Annotated in this window: 11 protein-coding genes and 2 pseudogenes; 3 read left to right on the top strand and 10 right to left on the bottom strand. The window is 71.9% G+C overall.

Going from position 1 to position 13,909, the window contains the following annotated elements; genetic code table 11:
- The first annotated feature begins 47 nt into the window (after positions 1–47).
- The gene (locus ACXKR8_RS26320; RefSeq protein ID WP_458267046.1) at positions 48–962 is read left to right on the top strand and encodes an AfsR/SARP family transcriptional regulator; all 915 of its coding nucleotides are present in this window, start codon (positions 48–50) and stop codon (positions 960–962) included.
- Between the two features lie 18 nt (positions 963–980).
- Here ACXKR8_RS26320 and ACXKR8_RS26325 read toward each other — a convergent pair whose 3' ends face one another.
- Entirely contained in the window at positions 981–1,442 is a 462-nt protein-coding gene (locus ACXKR8_RS26325) for a MarR family winged helix-turn-helix transcriptional regulator (RefSeq protein ID WP_458267047.1), read from the bottom strand.
- Positions 1,443–1,652: 210 nt separating this feature from the next.
- On the opposite strand from ACXKR8_RS26325, the pseudogene ACXKR8_RS26330 reads away from it, so the two are divergent.
- Positions 1,653–2,974 (top strand): annotated as a pseudogene (locus ACXKR8_RS26330) (ion channel protein).
- Positions 2,975–2,980: 6 nt separating this feature from the next.
- Here ACXKR8_RS26330 and ACXKR8_RS26335 read toward each other — a convergent pair.
- The 3 genes and pseudogenes from ACXKR8_RS26335 to serS form a co-directional block, all read right to left on the bottom strand.
- Complete coding sequence (locus ACXKR8_RS26335; RefSeq protein WP_458267049.1) at positions 2,981–3,745, bottom strand: SDR family oxidoreductase; 765 nt, start codon at positions 3,743–3,745, stop codon at positions 2,981–2,983.
- A 45-nt stretch (positions 3,746–3,790) separates the two neighbouring features.
- Positions 3,791–4,612, bottom strand: a complete 822-nt coding sequence (locus ACXKR8_RS26340; protein ID WP_458267050.1) for an HAD family hydrolase — start codon at positions 4,610–4,612, stop codon at positions 3,791–3,793.
- Positions 4,609–5,886 (bottom strand): annotated as a pseudogene (serS, locus tag ACXKR8_RS26345) (serine--tRNA ligase). The gene ACXKR8_RS26340 and the pseudogene serS overlap by 4 nt, the downstream one beginning before the upstream one ends.
- Before the next feature lie 206 nt (positions 5,887–6,092).
- Between serS and ACXKR8_RS26350 the strand changes: the two are divergent.
- Positions 6,093–6,920: a polysaccharide deacetylase family protein gene (locus ACXKR8_RS26350; RefSeq protein ID WP_458267052.1), complete on the top strand. Its 828-nt coding sequence runs from the start codon at positions 6,093–6,095 to the stop codon at positions 6,918–6,920.
- Positions 6,921–7,400: 480 nt separating this feature from the next.
- Here ACXKR8_RS26350 and pheA read toward each other — a convergent pair whose 3' ends face one another.
- From pheA to ACXKR8_RS26380, 6 genes are all read right to left on the bottom strand, one after another.
- Complete coding sequence (gene pheA, locus ACXKR8_RS26355) at positions 7,401–8,333, bottom strand: prephenate dehydratase (protein WP_458267053.1); 933 nt, start codon at positions 8,331–8,333, stop codon at positions 7,401–7,403.
- Between the two features lie 109 nt (positions 8,334–8,442).
- A complete protein-coding gene (gene efeB / locus ACXKR8_RS26360; protein ID WP_458267054.1) occupies positions 8,443–9,744 on the bottom strand; it encodes an iron uptake transporter deferrochelatase/peroxidase subunit in 1,302 nt (433 codons plus the stop codon).
- On the bottom strand, positions 9,744–11,753 hold the full coding sequence (locus tag ACXKR8_RS26365) for a copper resistance protein CopC (protein WP_458267055.1): 2,010 nt from the start codon (positions 11,751–11,753) through the stop codon (positions 9,744–9,746). Before ACXKR8_RS26365 ends, efeB begins: the two co-directional genes overlap by 1 nt.
- A 17-nt stretch (positions 11,754–11,770) precedes the next feature.
- Complete coding sequence (locus ACXKR8_RS26370) at positions 11,771–12,253, bottom strand: copper chaperone PCu(A)C (RefSeq protein ID WP_458267056.1); 483 nt, start codon at positions 12,251–12,253, stop codon at positions 11,771–11,773.
- Entirely contained in the window at positions 12,250–12,936 is a 687-nt protein-coding gene (locus ACXKR8_RS26375; protein WP_458267057.1) for an SCO family protein, read from the bottom strand. Before ACXKR8_RS26375 ends, ACXKR8_RS26370 begins: the two co-directional genes overlap by 4 nt.
- A gap of 174 nt (positions 12,937–13,110) precedes the next feature.
- A complete protein-coding gene (locus ACXKR8_RS26380; RefSeq protein WP_458267058.1) occupies positions 13,111–13,902 on the bottom strand; it encodes a YcnI family copper-binding membrane protein in 792 nt (263 codons plus the stop codon).
- Positions 13,903–13,909 lie beyond the last annotated feature (7 nt).

Raw genomic sequence — 13,909 nt, forward strand, 5'->3', positions numbered from 1 at the left:
CAGGGCTCGTATATGATGGTGACATATCAAGATCACGGGGGTGGATCGTGTCAGCGAACGGAATCCCGACCGGTTCCATGGAGAGTGTTCGGTTCGGGCGTCATGGGGACGTCTTCTCGGCGTCGCACGCCCTGGTGCGTGATGCTCCCCGGCTGGAGATCCGGATGCTGGGACCGCTGGTGCTGCTCGGCAGAGCCAAGGCGCCGACCCAGATCGCGCCCAAACCACGCGTGGTGCTCGCCCTGCTCGCCGCCCGGATGGACCGCGCCGTGTCGTCGGCCGCGCTGATCGAGGAGCTGTGGGGCGAGAGCCCGCCCAAGTCGGCCGTCAGCACCCTGCAGACCTACATCGGACAACTCCGTCGCGTCCTGGTGGCGGCCGGCGGGCTGTCGCTGGCGGAGATCGCCGAAAGGGTCCTGGTCAGCGAAGGCGGCGGATACCGGCTGTCCAGTGCGCTGGTGGCGCTGGACAGCACGGCCTACACCCGGCTCGACCGCGGCGGCCGGGCGGCCATCCAGGACGGATCACTCCAGGAGGGCAGGCGCATGCTGGCCCAGGCGATGGAGTTCTGGCGCGGTTGCCCGCTGGTCAACGTCAGCTGTGGCCGAAGACTCGAGTCGCTGGTGGCCAGGCTGGAGGAGGAGCGGCTGGGCACCGTGGAGGCGGCGCTGGTCGCGGACCTGGACGCCGGGGAGCACCGTTCCGTGATCGGGCAGCTCACCGAACTCTCCGCGCAGTACCCGCTCCACGAGACCCTCTGCGGCCACCTCATGCTCGCCCTGTACCGCTGCGGCAGACGGGCGGAGGCCCTGTCGGCGTTCCGCGAGTTCCGGATCAGGCTGGTCCGGGAGCTCGGCCTCGAGCCGGGCGAGCGCCTGACGCAACTCCAGGCCTCGATCCTGCGCGGTGACGCGTCCCTGGAGCCGAACCGCAGGCTGCCGGCCCAGCGCTTCGCCAGCTGAACCCGGCCGGGTCGGCTGCTACTCCTTGCCGCTGAGCACCTTGGCGGCACGCTCCAGCAGGTCGCGGAACAGCTCCCGCTCCTGCGGGGAGAACTCGGCGGCCAGTCGGCGTTCCACCTGCAGCGCGGCCACATCGGCCTTCTTCACCAGGCCGCGGCCGGTCCTGGTCAGCTTGGAGACGAGGACCTTCGCGTGCAGATGCGAGACCTCACGCTCGATCAGCCCCTTCTGCTCCAGGTTCGCCAGAATGGTCGACATGGTCTGCGGAGTGACCATGCACTCGCGAGCGATGGTCGCGCCGGACGTCCCGCCGGAGGCGGCGAGGGTCATCATCGCCGCGTACTGCGGCACGGTCAGCCCGAAGCTGCGGAGCGCCTGCGACTTCTCCGCCATGAGCGCCTGCTCCGCCCGCTTGATCACCACACCGAGTCGGAATTCCAGCTGTTCGGCCCCGTCGCCGACATCGTTCGTCCTGGCCATGAGCTGGGGTCCCTTCCGGGGGTGGGTGAGGAGGGAGAACACTATCTTATGGTAGAGCCCTGATAGTGCCTGCGGCTTTGCTGGAAAGGCAAGGGATCTGACCGCGGTGGCGGGCGACGGAGGAGGACGGTCGCCTGGTCGGCGTAACTGTCGGCGGCCGGGCCGTGGCTGCGCCGTCAAATCCCGCAGGGCCTGCCAAAGTCACCAGCTATGGCACCCGAAGCAGCTTCCGCACCAGCTTCCGAACCAGCACCCTTGCCGGCGGCAGCGGCTTCGTCCCCGGGCCGGCTCGTGCTCGGGCAGGTGCGGCAGCTGCCCTGGGCGCTGCTGATCGGGGTGGGCAGCTCGGCCGTGCTGCTGGGGATCAGCAAGCTGGAGGAGCTGGTGCACCACCTGCTCTGGCAGCACCTCCCCGACTGGCTGGACGTCAGCCCCGACAGCGGCTGGTGGATCCTCGGCGTGCTGACCGCGATCGGCCTCGCGGTCGGCCTGGTGGTCCGCTACGCCCCCGGCCACGCGGGGCCCGACCCGGCCACCGAGGGACTGGTCGCCCCGCCGATGGCGCTGCGGATGCTGCCCGGCCTGCTGCTGGCCACCGTGCTCGCCCTCGGCGGCGGGGTCAGCCTCGGCCCGGAGAACCCGATCACCGCCGCCAATATCGCGCTGGCCTGGTGGTTCGGCAGCAAGGTGGTCAAGAGCAAGGACGTCGAGCTGTGGGTGGCGCTCGGCGCCGCCGGCACCATCGGCGCGATGTTCGGCACCCCGGTCGCCGCCGCGCTGATCCTCTCCGAGACCCTGGTCCGCCGGGCCGGGGTCAGCCTCTGGGACCAGCTGCTGGCCCCGCTGCTCGCGGGCGCCGCGGGCTCGCTCACCACCAAGCTCATCGCCGCGCCCTCGCTGTCGGTGAGCGTCCCCGGCTACCGCGGCTTCGAGCTGGTCGACCTGGTCTCCGGGACGCTGATCGTGCTGGTCGCGACCGGTTTCGGGTCGCCGGGGCCTATGCCTTCCCGTTTCTGCACAGGTGGTTCCAGTCGCTGCGCAACCCGGTGCTCGCGCTCACCCTCGGCGGGCTGCTGCTGGGCGCCCTCGGCGCGCTCGGCGGGGAGATCACCCTGTTCAAGGGGCTGGACCAGATGCGGGAACTGGTCGCCGGGCTCGACGGCTTCAGCAATGGACGGCTGCTGCTCGACGCGGTGGTGAAAATGGTCGCCCTGGTCCTCGCCGCGACCTGCGGCTTCCGCGGCGGCCGGATCTTCCCCGCGGTGTTCGTCGGGGTGGCGCTCGGCTGCCTGGCGCACGGCCTGGTCGGCGGGGTCCCGCTGGGCCTGGCCATCGGCGCCGGGGTGCTCGGCACGGTGCTCGCGGTGACCCGGCAGGGCTGGCTCAGCCTGTTCATGGGCGTGGTCATCGTCAACGACCTCACCCTGCTGCCGGTGCTGTGCGTGCTGGTCATCCCCGGCTGGCTGCTGTGCCTGGGCCGCCCGCCGATGCTGATCACCGAGCGGGCGGCCGCGGCAGCAGGCCCTGCCTGACCGGTGCTATCCGCGGCCGATCAGCGGCATCGCGCTCGCCATCACCGTGACGAAGGGGATGTTGGCCTCCAGCGGCAGCGAGGCCATGTGCAGCACGGTCCTGGCCACGTCGGCCACGTCCATGGTCGGCTCGACCGCGGTGCTGCCGTCGGCCTGCAGGATGCCCGTGGTCATCCGCCGGGTCATCTCGGTGGCGGCGTTGCCGATGTCGATCTGCCCGCAGGCGATCCGGTGCCGCCGGCCGTCCAGGGCCAGCGACTTGGTCAGCCCGGTGATGGCGTGCTTGGTGCTGGTGTACGCGATGCTGTTGGGACGCGGCGCGTGGGCGGACACCGAGCCGTTGTTGATGATGCGTCCGCCCTGCGGGTCCTGCGCCATCATCAGCCGGTAGGCGCCCTGCGCGCACAGGAACGCCCCGGTCAGATTGGTGTCCACGACCTGGCGCCAGCGCTCGAAGGACAGTTCCTCCGGCGGGGCCGAGAGGGCGGCCACTCCGGCGTTGTTGAACAGCAGGTCGAGCCGCCCGAAGGTCTCGCCCACGGCGGCGAACAGCGCGTCCACCGCGGCCGGATCGGTCACGTCGGTCGGCAGCACCAGCGCCGCCGCCCCGCGGCCGCTGTCGGCCGCGGTCCGCCGCAGCTTCTCGGCCCGCCGCCCGGCCAGGGCCACCGCCCAGCCGGCCTCCAGCAGCGCCACCGCCGTGGCCCGGCCGATCCCCGACCCGGCCCCGGTGACCACCGCGACACCTGTGTACCCGCTCGTTGCACTCATGTGCGGCAGCGTAGCGGGCGGCTTTGCCACCCCTACCCGCCGTGCTCAGGCCTGCGGGAACAGCCGTTCCAGCACCACGGCCACGCCGTCCGCGTCATTGTCCAGGGTGGTCTCGTCCGCGGCGGCCAGCAGCGACGGGTGGGCGTTGGCCATGGCGACGCTGTGCCCGGCCCAGCCGAACATCGGCAGGTCGTTGGGCATGTCGCCGAAGGCGATGGTGCGGGACTTCCGGACGCCGAGCCGGGCGGCGGCCAGGGCGAGACCGGTGGCCTTGGACAGGCCCAGCGGCAGCACCTCGACAAAACCGGGGCCCGCCATCACCACGTCGACCAGCTGGGCGGCGATCTCCCGGACCAGCTGGGTCAGCTGATCGTCGGTCAGCACCGGGTGCTGCAGGAACAGCCGGGTGACCGGCTCGGCCCACAGCTCGGCGAGGTCGGTGATCCGCCGGGTGTCGCCCTCGTCGGGGAGTCCGTAGCCGGGGCCGGTCAGCACCTCGCCGTCCAGCCCGTCCCTGGCCACGGCGAGGAACAGCGGGCCGGTCTCGGCCTCGATCTTGCCGAGGGCGATCTGGGCCAGCTTGCGGTCCAGGGTGATCGAGGTGAGCTGCCGGTGCGCGCCCGCGTCGTAGAGCTGGCCGCCCTGGCTGCACACGGCGAGGCCGGTGTAGCCGATGGCGTCCAGGGTCGGCCTGGTCCAGGCCGCGGAGCGGCCGGTGACCACGACGTGCTTCGCGCCGGCCGCGGTGGCCGCGGCCAGGGCCCGCCGGGTGCGCTCCGACACGGTGTGGTCGGAGCGCAGCAGCGTGCCGTCGAGGTCGGTCGCGATCAGGTCGTACGGACGCTCCGCGGCGGTGGTGCTGCTCACTTTCCGACCGGCTCCAGTACGGTGCGGCCGCCCAGGTAGGGCTGCAGCGCCGCCGGGACCAGCACCGAGCCGTCCGCCTGCTGGTGCGTCTCCAGGATCGCGACGATGGTGCGCGGCACCGCGCACAGCGTCCCGTTCAGCGTGGCCAGCGGACGGTTGCCCCCTTCACCGCGCATCCGGATGTCCAGTCGGCGGGACTGGTACTCGGTGCAGTTGGAGGTCGAGGTCAGCTCGCGGGTACTTGCCCTGGGTGGGGATCCAGGCCTCGATGTCGAACTTCCGGGTCGCCGAGGAGCCCAGGTCGCCGGAGGCAACGTCGATGACCCGGTAGGCGAGTTCCAGGCTGTCGAGGAAGTCCTTCTCCCACTGCAGCAGCCGCTGGTGCTCGGCCTCGGCCTCCTCGGGGTGGTGAAGACGAACATCTCCACCTTGTCGAACTGGTGCACCCGGATGATGCCGCGGGTGTCCTTGCCGTACGTCCCGGCCTCGCGGCGGAAGCAGGGCGAGAAGCCGGCGTAGCGCAGCGGCAGCCGGTCCGCGTCGATGATCTCGTCCATGTGGTAGGCCGCGAGCGGCACTTCGGACGTCCCGACCAGGTAGAAGTCGTCCTCCTCCAGCCGGAAGACGTTCTCCGCGGCCTGGCCCAGGAAGCCGGTGCCCTCCATGGCCCGCGGCTTGACCAGCGCGGGGGTCAGCATCGGAGTGAAGCCGGCCTCCACCGCCTGGGCGATGGCCATGTTGACCAGGGCGAGCTCCAGCAGCGCGCCGATCCCGGTGAGGTAGTAGAAGCGCGAGCCGGACACCTTGGCGGCGCGCTCGATGTCGATGGCGCCGAGGATCCGGCCCAACTCGACGTGGTCCCGCGGCTCGAAGCCCTCGGCGGCGAAGTCGCGCGGGGCGCCGACGTGCTCGAGGGTGACGAAGTCCTCCTCGCCGCCGATCGGGGCGTCGGGGTGCAGCAGGTTGGCGAACAGGCCCTGCAGCCGCTTGGCCTCGTCGGCCGCCTCGGACTGCTCCGCGCCGGCCGCCTTGGCGTCGGCGGCGAGGACGGAGGCGCGCTTCAGCAGCTCGGCCTTCTCCTCGCCCTTGGCGCTGCGGATCTGGTTGCCGATCAGCTTCTGCTCGTTGCGGAGCTCGTCGAACCGGGAGCCGGACGACCGCCGCCGCTCGTCGGCACTGAGGAGGGCGTCGACAAGGGCGACGTCCTCTCCTCGGGCGCGCTGCGAAGCGCGCACACGGTCGGGGTCCTCACGAAGCAGGCGAAGGTCAATCACGGGGACGAGCCTACCGGTCGCAGCCCCTGGCCTGCCGCTGCCTTTCGTCCCTGGCAGTCCGTGGCAGGTCGTGGTAGCTCCGAGGGGATCCTGTGGGGGGTTTGTCACATGTTTGTCCCGGTACCTCTCCAAAGCTGGGAGAAGGCTGTCAACCACCTCCGCGGCCGACCTAGGGTGGGGGCACGAACCATATGCGAGGGGGGCCCATGAGCAGGCACATCAACACCCGGACAGCTCTGATAGGCACGGCACTGGCTGCGCTGGTGGCGGTGACGGCGAGCGGTTGCGGAGCGTCCAAGGGCTCAGGAAATCCGCGGGCGGGGGCCTCCGGCTCCTCCGCCTCCGGGGCGGCGTCGGGATCGGCCACGTCGCCCTCGTCGCCGAAGAGCACCTCCGGTGACAACGTGCCGCCGGGCGGCACGCTGAAGGCCAGCCCGGTGCTGGAGTACACCACCGGGGCGAAGGACAAGTCGATAGCCCTGACCTTCGACGACGGACCCAGCCCGGTCTACACGCCGCAGATCCTGGCCGTACTGGCGCAGTACCACGCGCACGCCACCTTCTGTGAGATAGGCCCGCACGCCAAGGCCAACCCGGCGATGGTGAAGGCGATCCGCGCGGCCGGCGACCAGTTGTGCGACCACACGGTCTCCCACAACGAGGCGATGTCCAAGAAGAGCCTGCAGTACCAGACCAAGGAGATCGTCGACGCCAAGTCGATGATCGAGAAGGCGGGCGGCAGCGGTACCCAGGTGAGCTGGTTCCGGGCCCCGGGCGGTGACTTCTCCCCGCCCAACCGGCAGATCGCCGCGCAGAACGGGCTGCGTCCGCTGGCCTGGTCGGTGGACACCAACGACTGGAAGCGCCCCGGGGTCAGCAAGATCGTTTCCACCGTCCACCAGGAGCTGGGCAAGGGCGCGATCATTCTGATGCACGACGGCGGCGGTGACCGCAGCCAGACCGTCGCGGCGCTGAAGCAGCTGCTGCCGGAGCTGGTGGCGGCGGGCTACTCGTTCGACTTCCCGGCCAAGTGATCAGCAAGTGATCAACCGGGCTGGCAACCATTACTGAATGGTTGCCAGAGTCTGTCCTATTCTGACCGTAATAGGTGCAGTTGTGATGGGCGCTACGAGTCCGAGCAGCCTGGGGATAACTCACCGCAGCCTGTGGATATCTCGGTCACCACGGGGGTCTCATGGATTTGTCCACAGTTGGAGATGTCGACCTGTGGATTTCCGGACCTCTGGATCTTGCTTCCTCGGATCGCTTCGGCGCCCAGCTAAACCTGGACTTCTGCCCCATCTGCGTGATTTTCGGCAAACCTCGGGGGTGCAACCGGGAAACGATCACCCCGAATGCACATATGTCCGACTCGGGGACGATCTGCGGTCGCAAGCCAGCGGAGGGGATTTGTCGATTCATCCCCAGCCTGTGGATAACTCACCCTTCGCACAGTCCTCCGCCAGCCTGGGGAAAACCCCTCCAGGACGGCCCAGCAAAGTGATCGAAAGCGATCAGCCCTCGCCGCGACCGTCCAGGCAGCGGGACAGCCAGTCGGCGGCCCGGCTGAACTCCGCGTCCGAGGTACCGGGGCGGACCTGCGGCGGGACCTTGTCGGCCCGGGGGTAGGAGCCGAGGAAGCGGACCTGGGGGCAGATCCGGTGCAGGCCCATCAGCGCCTCGCTGACCCTGCGGTCGGTGATGTGGCCCTCGGCGTCCACCGAGAAGCAGTACTGTCCCAGGCCCTGGCCGGTCGGCCGGGACTCGATCCGCATCAGGTTGACCCCGCGCACGGCGAACTCCTGCAGCAGTTCCAGCAGCGCGCCGGGGTGGTCGTCGCCCAGCCAGAACACCGACGAGGTCTTGTCCGCGCCGGTCGGCGCGGCGGTCCGGCCCGGTCGGCCCACCAGGACGAAGCGGGTGGTCGCGCTGCTCGCGTCATGGATGTCGGTGGCCAGCGGTTCGAGCCCGTACAGCGCGGCGGCGAACTCCCCGGCGAAGGCCCCGTCGAAGCGGCCCTCCTGCACCAGCCGCGCCGCGTCCGCGTTGGACGCCGCCGACTCCCAGTGCGCCTGCGGCAGGTTCGCCGACAGCCAGCGCCGCACCTGCGGCTGCGCCACCGGGTGCCCGGAGACCGTCTTCACGTCCGCCAGCTCGGTGCCGGGGCGGACCAGCAGGGCGAAGGCGATCGGCAGCAGCACCTCGCGGTAGATCATCAGCGGCGAGCCGGTGGCCAGCTCGTCCAGGGTCGCGGTGACGCCGCCCTCCACCGAGTTCTCGATCGGGACCAGCGCGGCCGCGGCCTCGCCGCTGCGCACCGCGTCCAGTGCCGCGGGCACCGACACCGAGGGCACCAGCTCCCGGGTCGCCGCCTCGGGCAGGGTCCGGAGGGCCGCCTCGGTGAAGGTGCCGGCAGGACCGAGATAGGTGTAGCGGGTGGCGGACAACCGGGGCCTCCGAGGGTGGTGCAGGCGCATCGTGGACGAATGCCACGGTAACGACAACCGGGGCCCCAAGGGGCCCGGTCTCAATGTGTGGTCCTGGGGTGGTTCTCTCTCATCCCTCCAGCAGGGCCTGGCCCACGTACCCGCCGGGGTCGGTCGCGCCGCCGGGGACGGCGAAGAGGGCGCTGGACTCATGCGCGATGAAGACCGAGAGGGCGTCGGCGCGGGACAGCTTCAGCTGGACCGGGACGAAGCCGGTGCGCGGGTCGGCCTGGAAGGCGACGAAGAGCAGCCCGGCGTCCGGGGAGCCGTCCGGGCGCAGGCCGTCCTGGTAGGAGTAACCGCGCCGGAGCATGGCCGCGCCCTGGTTGGAGTCCGGGGTGGCGACCCGGATGTGGGCGTCGCCGGGGATGGCGAGGCCGCCGGTGGCGGTGATCCTGTCCAGGTCGGCCGGGGTGGTCTCGGTGCCGCCGGAGAGCGGGGCGCCGGAGGCCTTGTGACGGCCGATCACCCGCTCCTGACGGTCCGTCGACTGCTGGTCCCAGTGGTCCAGCAGCATCCTGATCCGCCGGAACACCGCATAGCTGCCGCCCGCCATCCAGGCCGGCTCGCCCTTGGCCGGGTCGGGCTTCGCCGGGACGAACACCCGGGCGTCGAAGGTGGCGTCGGTCGGCTTGGGGTTGTTGGTGCCGTCGATCTGGCCCATCAGATTCCGCCCGGTGCGGGGCCGCGCGGTCGCGCCGGGGCTGCGGCTGAAGCCGCTCATCTGCCAGCGGACGGTGGCCGCGCCCGCCGCGAGGCGCTGCAGGGTGCGCATGGCGTGGAAGGCGACCAGGGCGTCGTCGGCGCAGACCTGGACCCAGAGGTCGCCGTCGCTGCGGCGCCGGTCGAGCGCGTCCTCGGGGAACACGGGCAGCGGCGCCAGCGCGGCCGGGAGCTGCGCGGTGAGCCCGGCCTTGGCGAAGACGGACGCGCCGAGGCCGAAGGTGACGGTGAGCGAGGCGGGCCCGGCGTCCAGGGCTGAGCCGTCGTCGGTGAGGCCGGGCGGCGTCCGCCCCTCGGCCATCGCGGCCGCTGCGGCGGACCAGCGGCGCAGCAGGGAGGCGAGGCCGGGACGGGCGGTGCCGGGGGTCAGGTCGAAGGCGGTGGACAGCATCCGCGCCTGCGCGGGCTCGACGATGCCGGCCTGGTGCGGGCCGTGGAACGGGTGCGCGTCCGCGCCGAGGGCGGGGGCGACGGGTGTCGCGGTGGTGGTGGTCGGCGTGGACGCGGAGGAGTCGGTCGCGGCGAAGGCGCCCGCGCCGGCCGCGAGCCCCACCGCGCCGGCCGCCCCGGCGGTGGCGAGGAGCCGCCGCCGGGACACGGTGGTGCTGGTGTCGCTGGCCGTGCTGTCGCTGGTGGTGCGGTCGGACATCAGTTGCTCACCTGCATGGGCGCGGTCACGGTCGTCTCGTCGATGTCGTCGGAGCGGATGATCACCTGCAGCTGCCAGGTCCCCGCCATCGGCAGCTGCAGACCGGACGCGGCCCAGTGGCCCGCGTCGACCTTGTCCAGCTGGACGTTGAACGGGCCGAGGCTCTTGGCCGGGAGGGTGACCCGGATGTCCAGCTCGGGCTCGTCCACGGGCTGGCCGCTGCTGTCATAGACATAGGCGTGCAACTGGTTGCTGCCGACCCGGGCCGGATCGATGTCGATGCTGACCTTGCCCTTGGCGTTGTCGGTGCTGCCGCCGGTGTCGAAGGCCAGGTTGAGGTCGACCGGTCCGCTCTGCTTGGAGGTCACCGCCTGCGCCTGGGCCTGGGCGGTGACGGAGCGTCCGGGTGGGGCGTTGGTGAGGAGGGTGGTGACCACCAGCACGATGATTGCGAAGGTCACCTCCAGCAGGACCGAGCGCAGCAGCATCCCCCGCGCCGGGCTCGCCTCCCGCGCCCGCGCCGTCGTCACCGACCGCCGCGCCGCCGCCTGCCGCCGCAGCTGCTCCACCCGAGCGGGGTCCGCCTCCGGCGCGGCCTGGGGTTCGGCCTCCGGCAGGGGTTCGGCCTCCGCCGTTGCCGCCTCCGGGGGTGTGGGGCGCAGCCCCGCGTCGCCCGCCGCCACCTCGGCGCCCTCGGCGCCGCCCGCGCCTGCCGCCGCCCCCTGGTCCGGCTCTGCCAGCAGCACTGCGGTCCAGCGGCGGGACATCCAGGCGGAGGCCAGGATCACCAGCACCGCGCCGATCTTGATCAGCAGCAGCCGGCCATAGGTCGTGGTGACCAGCGCGTCCCAGCTGCCGAGGCCGCGCCAGGCCTGGTAGATCCCGGTGCCGACCAGCGCGGTGACCGAGCACAGCGCCACCGTGGAGAACCGCCGCACCTGCGGTGCGCCGATCCCGCCCGCCTCGGCGGGCGTCCGCAGCCCCACCAGGACGGCGGCCAGGCCGCCGAGCCAGCAGGCCATGGAGAGGATGTGCACCACATCCACCGGGACCGCCAGGCCGACCTGGATCCCGACGGAGGCGTGGTCGGCGAGAGCCCAGGTGCAGGCCAGCGCGATCGAGAGCACTGCTCCGGTGATGCCCAGGGTGGCCCTCAGCCGCCGCTCTGCTTTCGGATCAGTGCTCTCGGTTTCCGGCAGGCCGACCCCGGTCTGCCCCGCGAGCAGCGACAGGAACACCCCCGCCGCCGCCAGCAGCAGCATCCGCACCACCAGCATCGTGCCCAGGTGCTCGTGCAGGGTCTGCTGAATGATCGTCAGATCGAAGAGGCTGCCGAGCCCCTTCGCCGCCTCGTAGGGCCCGCGCAGCAGCAGTTCCGCCACCGTCGCCAGCAGCAGTCCGGCCCAGCCGCCCAGCATCAGCCGCTGCACCGGCCGCAGCCGCACCCCCGTCGGCCAGCAGAGCAGCACCAGCGCCACCGAGCCGACCAGCAGCGCGTACGCGCCGTACTGGACGCTGCGCGAGGCCCCGTACAGGAAGCCGACCACCGTGTCGCCCGTGGTGGCCTGCTCCCCGGCGACGCTGGTGGTGGTGGAGGCATGGCCGTAGGAGAAGGTGAACGCGCCGGAGACCGGGTGGGTGTCGGCGGAGACCGCGCGCCAGGCCACCGTGTAGGTGCCCTCGGCCAGGCCGGGGACCAGCGCGACCCGGGCGGTGGAGTCGTCGCTGCCGGCGTGCCCGCTGGCGCCGCTGTCCACCCGCTTGCCGCTGGGGTCGAACACCCGCATGGCGTCGCTCTCCAGCGTGACCTGCTCACTGAAGTGCAGCGTCACCGCTGTCGGCGCGGTCTGCACCACCGCCCCCTGCTTGGGGTCGCTGGACAGCAGCGCGGCGTGCGCGGAGGCGGCGGTGGCCCCGGCGAGCATCAGCCCGAGCAGCGCGGCGAGCAGGACCAGCAGCGCGGCGGCACGCCGGCGCGGCGGGGCGGGGCGGGACGCGGGACGGGACATCGTCTGCATGGCGGCGGTCACTTCGTCGTCGGCTGGGTCGGCTGCGGGGTCGGCGGCTGGTACGACAGCGGCTGGACGGTGGCCTGCACCGTCACCGTGCCGCTGTGCTGGAACGACAGCGTCAAGGTGATCCGCTGTCCGATCCTGGGCGCCGGGCTGAGCCCCATCAGCATCACGTGCGTCCCGCCGCGGGCGAGGTGCGCCTCGCCGTGCGCGGGCACGTCCACCTGGTTGACGGCATGCATCGAGGTGTCGGTGGACTGGTTCAGCACGGCGCTCTGCACCGAGCTGCTGCTGACCCCCACCAGCTGGTCCGCGCTGCCGCCGCTGTTGCCGATGTCGAAGTAGGCGACGGCCATGTCGGGGGATGCGGGCAGGGGTATGTAGGCGCCGCTGACGCTGATCTTCGCCGGTGAGGCGTCGGAGGAGCCGCAGCCGGCCAGCCCCGCCAGACCCAGCACCGCCGCGCTCGCCGCCCCGACCAGGGCGGCCCGCCTCATGCGGCCACACCCTTGATCAGCAGTGGCAGGTCGTGCAGGTAGACGGCCGAGGCGGTGTCGCTGGTGTAGATGATGTGCGCCTTGCCGTCGGTCGGCAGGTAGGCCAGCACCTGGGCGCCGTGCACCGGCTCCTTGCCCGCGGTCGGGGCCTCGACGCCGACGCCGACCGACTTCGCGGCGGCGATGATGGTGTCCATCGGGCCGGTCAGACCGACGAAGCTGCTGTTGAAGGCGTTCAGCCAGGTGCGCATGGCGGCGCCGGTGTCCCGGGCCGGGTCGGTGGTCACGAACACCACCTGGACCTGTCGCTGGTCGGCCTTGGGCAGCTTGGCGACGGCCGCCGCGATGTCGTACATGGTGGTCGGGCAGACGTCGGGGCAGTGGGTGTAGCCGAAGTACAGCAGCACGGTTTTGCCGGCCGTCTGCTTGGCGATGTTGAACGGCTTGCCGCTGGTGTCGGTGAAGGCGACGTCGGGCTTGTCGAAGGTCCGGCCCAGGTTGAGGCCCTGGTAGGGGCCCTTGCTGTCCTGGCCGGACACCTGGGCCGCCGCGTTCCCGCCGCTGCCGGAGGAGGACATGGTGCCCGAGGAGGAGCCGCAGGCGGTGAGCAGCAGCGCGGCGGAGCCGGTGAGGGCGCCGGTGAGCAGGGTTCGGCGGCGCAGGTGGTGCGACATCTGAGTCATCCATTCATGGGACGAGTACGGGGCAGGTGCGCGGTGGCGCGGGGTGGCCCGGGCCGGAACCGGGTCGGAGCCTGAACCGGGTCGGAGCCTGAACCGGGGCCAGGGCGGGGCCCGAGCCGGGCCCGGGCTGCGGGGGCGGGCACGGCCGGCTCGGCCGCGCCCGCCCCCGCCGGCTCACGCGCCGCCGGTGCCGGTGCCGGTGGAGCCCCCGGAGCTGCTGGAACCGCCGCCGGTGGACCCGCCGCGACGCCAGCCGAGGAAGCCGAAGCCCACGCCGAGCAGCCCGACCACCAGCCCGACCCCGCCCAGCACCCGGGCCAGCGTGTCGCTGCTGTCCTTGCTGGACGTGGCCGAGGAGGCCGAGGCCGTGGTCCCGGCCGGCGGCGCCGCGGTGACGCTGGGCGCGGCCGATGCGCTGCCGCCGTCGTCAGCGGCCCCCGCCGCCGTCAGCTTGAGCACGGGCGCCGGGTTCTCCGGCTCCGGCTGCCCCTCGACGCTCGGCTGGATCCAGCGGACCACCGTGCCGTCGCTGTAGGTCTGCAGGGCCTTGAAGGTGAGCGAGGTGGTGTCGGTGGGCAGCGGGCCGAGCGACAGCGCGAAGTCCTGGAACTGTCCGGGCTTGATCGTCCCGCCGCTCCAGGTGATCTCCGAGACCGCCTCGGTGACCTGACCGTCGTCCGTGGTCAGCGGCTTGGCGAGCTTGGTCTTGACCACGCTGACGGTCCATCCGGGGACGTTCTCGGTGGACACCGAGGCGATCGGGTGGTCGGTCGGCAGGTAGAGCTCGACCTTGGTGGTGTCGGCCTTGTCCTGTTCGTTCGGGACCCGGACGCTGACCTCGGTGTAGCTGCCCTGGGCGACGCTGCCCGGGTTGACGGTGACGTGCGCGGAGGCCGGGCCCGCGAGCAGCAGCAGCCCGCCGGCGGTGAGCGTGGCCAGGGTGGTCATGGTGAAGGTACGGCGCATGGAACAG

It is taken from the genome of Streptacidiphilus sp. PAMC 29251 (genome assembly GCF_054208735.2).